The 4,578-nt window shown below is 42.9% G+C and carries 3 protein-coding genes; 2 read left to right on the plus strand and 1 reads right to left on the minus strand.

What is annotated here, in order from left to right; genetic code table 11:
• Window positions 1-279: 279 nt before the first annotated feature.
• The gene (locus tag ICN12_RS10635) at window positions 280-1,167 is read right to left on the minus strand and encodes a LysR substrate-binding domain-containing protein (protein ID WP_216272484.1); all 888 of its coding nucleotides are present in this window, start codon (window positions 1,165-1,167) and stop codon (window positions 280-282) included.
• A gap of 181 nt (window positions 1,168-1,348) precedes the next feature.
• On the opposite strand from ICN12_RS10635, the gene ICN12_RS10640 reads away from it, so the two are divergent.
• Both ICN12_RS10640 and ICN12_RS10645 read left to right on the plus strand, forming a co-directional pair.
• Window positions 1,349-3,673 carry an NADP-dependent malic enzyme gene (locus tag ICN12_RS10640; RefSeq protein WP_216272485.1) on the plus strand — a complete coding sequence of 775 codons (2,325 nt, stop codon included), beginning with the start codon at window positions 1,349-1,351 and terminating at the stop codon, window positions 3,671-3,673.
• A 14-nt stretch (window positions 3,674-3,687) separates the two neighbouring features.
• The gene (locus ICN12_RS10645) at window positions 3,688-4,107 is read left to right on the plus strand and encodes a BLUF domain-containing protein (protein ID WP_216272486.1); all 420 of its coding nucleotides are present in this window, start codon (window positions 3,688-3,690) and stop codon (window positions 4,105-4,107) included.
• Window positions 4,108-4,578 lie beyond the last annotated feature (471 nt).

The raw sequence follows: 4,578 nt of genomic DNA on the forward strand, positions 1-4,578 counted from the left end.
TCGGCTTGTTTGAGGATGGCCATGATTTGGCTATCGGTAAAGCGGGAGGTTTTCATAGAATTTCCTTTAAATCAAACAACTTAGAAATTCTACTTTTAACTCAGGTTAAGGGGCGGGGGTATTACCCTACAGAATTGTTTTGACCAATACACTGAGCTGACCTCCTCCCAATAAATTGGACACCCTAAATTAGAAAAAATCGGCGATATTATCCCTAAGGAGGGGTGCGCCATGAAGAGGTCAAAGTTCAGTGCAGTGGCTTTTATTTTGGTTGGATGGCTATGCGCTCATAAGATGATTTGCTAATAGCTTAGCTGCGGGGCTGAGAGAATCCATATTCCTAACACCTAGACAAATTTTACGCGAAGCCCACTCCTCTTCTATTGGAATAGTGACGATGTCTAGTGAAGACAGAAAAAGCTCAGCACATTGTTTTGGCAGAATCCCAATTCCTAGGCCATATGCAACCATGACACTTAAAGCATCAAATCCAGCAACCTGCATTTTTATGTTCAGGGTAAGATTAAACTTGCTAGCAGCCAATACAAGCAGCGTTTTAATTGCGCTATCAGTATGTGACCCGACAAAATCATACTTGGCGATATCTGCTATTTTGGCCGTGCTCAGCTTTGCAATAGGGTGGGCGGAGTTTGCAATAACAACTAGTTGATCTTCTCGGTATGGAAGCATTTGTATGTCGTATCCGTAGCTCCCATTTTGAAGTAGACCTAAATCAACTTGGTTTTCCGCAATTAATTTTGCAACAGTAGAGCTTACGGCACCTTTAAGTTGCACCTGAACGTCAGGCCAATTATCTAAAAACGACTTAAGCTGGCAAGGGAGAAATTGAGTAATCGAAGAATGATTTGCTGCGACTCGTATGTGCCCCCGTACCCCACTAGAAAAACCCTTCATTCTCTCTGGAATGTTATCCAGCTGGTTAAGAGCCCCTCTTGCTAGCGAGGAAAGGGTCTGAGCTGCGATTGTGGGATCCACCCCCTTATTGCTTCGAGAAAATAACTCGGCCCCAAGAGCAATTTCCAATTCCCTGATTCGCTTGCTGATAGCTGACGCTGAAATATGCTCTCGCTCGGCAGCCTTGAGGATTGTCCCTTCCTCTAAAACAGCTAAAAATAAATTAAGTGATATTGGGTCAATTTTTGTCATTTTAGGCCTCTAGAATACCTAAACTCTATCATCTCATCTGGAGATGATGCCATCATAAAATACTGTTTTACGGGTTTACTAGGATCAAATATGATTTTTTTCTTCAAAAAATGATATTTATGTTGGAGGAGACGCCAATTTATATAAGTCATTGGATTTAAACTTTTTAAAAGATCTGCGAATGACTTTGTCTAATAGTAATAAAGAACAGCAAATTGCCGCCCTAAGAGAGGCGGCCCTTCAGTACCACGAGTTTCCAACGCCGGGCAAAATCGAAATTGCCCCTACTAAGCAACTTACCAATCAACGAGACTTAGCGCTCGCATATACACCAGGTGTTGCTGCTCCTTGTGAAGAGATCGTTAAAGATCCAGCGAATGCGTTCAAATACACCGCTCGTGGAAATTTGGTTGGCGTGATTACGAACGGTACTGCCGTTTTAGGTTTAGGCAATATTGGACCACTGGCAAGTAAGCCAGTGATGGAGGGCAAAGCAGTTCTCTTTAAGAAATTCGCAGGCATTGATGTTTTCGATATTGAGGTTAATGAAAACGATCCGGATAAGTTGGTGGAAATTATTGCGGCATTAGAGCCAACATTTGGCGGCATTAATTTAGAAGATATCAAAGCGCCCGACTGTTTTATGGTGGAGCGCAAGTTGCAAGCCCGCATGAAGATTCCGGTCTTCCATGATGACCAACACGGTACTGCGATTGTGGTTGCGGCTGCCATTCTAAACGGCTTAAAGGTGGTCGGCAAAGATCTAAGTAAGGTAAAGCTGGTTACTTCAGGAGCTGGTGCAGCCGCCTTGGCCTGTTTAGATCTACTAGTTGATCTTGGCATGCAGCGCAAAAATATTTGGGTGACTGACTTGGCTGGTGTTGCCTATAAAGGCCGTAAAGAATTGATGGATCCAGAGAAGGAGCCATTCTGCCAAGATACTAATTTACGCACTTTGGATGATGTAATTACTGGCGCCGACATTTTCTTAGGCCTTTCTGCTGGTGGTGTGCTGAAGCAAAGCATGGTGAAGAAAATGGCAAATAGGCCATTAATTTACGCCTTAGCTAATCCAACTCCAGAAATCTTGCCTGAAGAAGTTAAGGCGGTTCGCCCTGATGCGGTGATGGCAACGGGTCGTACCGATTATCCAAATCAGGTAAACAACGTATTGTGTTTCCCATTCATCTTCCGTGGCGCATTGGATGTGGGCGCAACAACTATTACTCGCGGCATGGAAGTTGCGGCGGTTAAGGCTGTAGCAGAGCTGGCCCAAGCCGAACAGAGTGAAGTGGTTGCTTCTGTTTATGGCATTGAGAACCTTTCCTTCGGCCCTCAATATTTAATTCCAAAACCATTCGATCCGCGCCTCATTACAGTGATTGCTCCAGCGGTTGCTAAGGCTGCCATGGATGATGGTGTTGCTTCTCGTCCGATTAAAGACTTTGACGCTTACCGTAATCAGTTGCAGCAGTTCGTGTACCACTCAGGTACTTTGATGACACCGCTCTTTAGCATTGCTAAGCGCGTACCAGCAAATCAAAAACGAATTGTCTTTGCTGAAGGTGAAGATGAGCGCGTATTGCGCGCAGCACAGATCATCATCGATGAAAATTTAGCTGCCCCCATATTAATTGGCCGCCCCTCGGTTATCTCTAATCGTATTCATAATTTTGGTTTAAGAATGAAGATAGATGAAGATCTTCAGGTGATTAACCCGGAAAACGACTCTCGTTACCAAGATTTTTGGCAAACCTATTTTGCCTTGATGGAGAGAAAAGGTGTTGATAAAAACTTAGCTAAATTAGAGTTGCGTAGACGAAATAGTCTTATTGGTGCATTGATGATCACTAAGGACTTGGCTGATGGTATGGTGTGTGGCACTGTCAATAATATGGCAGTCCATCTTAAATATATCGATGAGGTTATCGGTAAGCGTGACGGCTCCAGTATATATGGAGCTATGTCAGGCTTAATCTTGCCAGGCAGACAAGTATTCTTGCTCGATACCCATCTTAATATTGATCCGACGGCTGAAGAGTTGGTCGAAATTACTTTGATGGCTGTTGCCGAGATGCGTAAATTAGGTATTGCACCCAAAGTTGCATTACTCTCGCATTCTAATTTTGGGTCAAGCAGTGCTCCGTCGGCAATTAAGATGCGTAAGGTACTTGAAATATTGCGACAGACCGCTCCAGAGCTAGAAATAGATGGTGAGATGCACGGGGATAGCGCCCTAGATGAGGACGTAAGGTCAAGCACAGTAAGTTCATCCCCATTAAAGGGCGGCGCCAATTTATTGGTTCTACCTAATGTAGATGCAGCTAATATTTCATATAACTTGCTAAAAACAGCTGCTGGAAATGGTATTGCAATCGGACCATTGTTATTGGGTGTTGCTAAGCCTATCCATATTTTGACTCCGGCTGCTACAGTTAGACGTATAGTTAACGTTGTAACCTTAGCGGTAGTTGCAGCTGCTAGTAAATCCAAGAGCGTAAAGTAGGGCTAAAACTGTTTATGGATGCCGTTCAAAATATGTCATTAGTACAGATGGTGTATGTAAGCGAGGCGAGAGGCAGGCTTTCTAATGCTGAGTTAATGTCTATAGTTCATGCGGCGAGAAGATGGAATGAAAAGCGCGACATAACTAGCCTCCTCTTTTATAAAGATGGTTATTTTGGTCAGGTTCTTGAAGGTGGCTACGATGCGGTCAGCATGGCTTGCAATCGAATTATGCGAGATAGTAACCACTATCGCATCATTCAGTTAGCAAGCAAACCCATACAGAGTCGGTTGATTCCGAGCCATGCACTTAAATTTTATGGTAGCGATGGGCTAGACAGGAAACATCCAAGTCTATCAGAGGTTTTAGTGGGGGATAGGGCAAATAAGGAAAATTTATTAAGATTAATTTTGCTTGCTTCAATAAATTTGTAAATATAAATTGCATTACAACTTCTGAAGATGATTGTTTATCCAATATCAGAATTTGCTTAAATTTATATCTACTTTGATAATCAATTACTGTATGTAGTGTTTGTAAGGATGTAAATTCAATAAGAGATATGGCCCGTCTGCTTTGGGTCGGACTCTGCCATCCAGCCTCACACAAGGCGAACGACTACTAGCTGACTAATAACAGCCTAATTAATATGGCAAAAGTAATGCTTATCTGGCTCACCTGTTTAATTATGAGCGGCTCTTTTGAGTCCGTAACGAGTGGTCCTTTTAAATAATTACAAGTGGTTCTTTTCACCGTAATACGCAAAGATCAAGTGCCAGGGTAATCCCCCCATTTTTAACTTAAGCTAAAAGTAGAAGCTGGTACTGCAAGTGCTAGTTTTTGCTTTGGTGTAATTCCACCTAAGCCCATGTTCGGTCTTTCATGATTGTATGTCCACATCCAAT

It is taken from the genome of Polynucleobacter sp. AM-25C3 (assembly GCF_018882335.1).
Classification (GTDB): domain Bacteria; phylum Pseudomonadota; class Gammaproteobacteria; order Burkholderiales; family Burkholderiaceae; genus Polynucleobacter.